1 protein-coding gene is annotated in these 1,245 nt (G+C 43.3%); it reads left to right on the top strand.

Annotated features, from left to right (window positions below; all coding sequences use genetic code 11):
• Positions 1 to 63: 63 nt before the first annotated feature.
• A protein-coding gene (locus L3V35_RS25405; protein WP_237300856.1) for an IS3 family transposase occupies positions 64 to 1,214 on the top strand; the annotation gives its coding sequence in 2 pieces (ribosomal slippage) (positions 64 to 307 and positions 307 to 1,214; 1,152 coding nt in all).
• Positions 1,215 to 1,245 lie beyond the last annotated feature (31 nt).

The following is a 1,245-nucleotide window of genomic DNA, read 5'->3' as shown; positions in this document are numbered from 1 at the left end:
ATGATCTGCACCAGAAGTTTTGGACACTGAGTTAAGTGAGTACAATCACTAACGAGGTGAACAATGACAATTAAGAAAACACGAATCAAACATGCTCCTGAATTCAAAGCCGAAGCGCTTAAGTTAGCAGAAAAAGTCGGTGTCGCTGCGGCTGCAAGACAGCTATCGTTATATGAATCTCAAATCTATGGATGGCGTAAGGCCGTCAAAAAAGACGCGAAAATCAGCGATAGAGAAAAAGAACTCGCCACTGAAAATGCCAAACTCAAACGATTATTGGCTGAGCAAGCTGAAGAGTTAGATATCGTAAAAAAGGCCGCCACCTACTTCGCGAAAAATCTAAAGTAGATTGCTATGAGTTTATGCTCGAACACCTGATGCAATATAGGCTTGTCCGTATGGCTAAGGTGTTTGGGGTTTCTCGAAGTGGGTTTTATTATTGGATTGATAATCACCATAAAGTCACTCAACGCAACGAACACCGAAAGCAGCTTGATAGCAAAGTTCGAGAAGTCTTTGATGATAAAAAGGAACGCGATGGTGCAAGGCGTATTCAAAAAGAACTTGAAGAAAATGGTATTAAACATGATGTAAAAACCATAGCCGCGAGCATGAAGCGTCAGGGATTAGTTGCGAAGGCCGCCCGTAAGTTCAAATGCACGACAGACAGTAAGCATAGACTTCCAGTAGCCCCGAACTTGCTTGAGCAAGACTTTAATGCGACAGCACCAAACCAAAAATGGGCTGGAGATATCACTTATCTAGCGACAAGCGAAGGCTGGATGTATTTAGCCGTTGTTATCGACTTGTACTCACGGCAAGTAGTTGGTTGGTCAATGAGCACCAGAATGACCGCGATTCTGGTCTGTGATGCGCTATCAATGGCATTGTTCCGTAGAGGTATGCCCGAAGGGGTGATTCTCCATAGTGATAGAGGCAGTCAATATTGCTCAAAAGACTACCGAGACTTAATCGCAGCTCATAATCTAAAACAAAGTATGAGTAGGAAGGGAAATTGCTGGGATAATGCCTGTGTTGAAAGCTTTTTCCACTCAATGAAAGTAGAAGCCGTCCAATACGAGCCGATAATGACGCGAGAAGAGATGCGCCAAGCACTTTTTGAATACATCGAAGTTGATTACAATCGAACAAGAAGGCACAGTGCTCTTGGGTATCTAAGCCCAGTTAACTTTGAAAAACAATATGTCGCTTAATGCGGTGTCCAGTCTGACTGGAGCAGATCAT

Origin of the sequence: Vibrio sp. L5-1, assembly GCF_021728315.1 — a bacterium.
GTDB lineage: Bacteria > Pseudomonadota > Gammaproteobacteria > Enterobacterales > Vibrionaceae > Vibrio > Vibrio splendidus_K.
The sequence above is the reverse complement of the archived record's forward strand: the minus strand, read 5'-3'. Positions and strand labels throughout refer to the sequence as shown.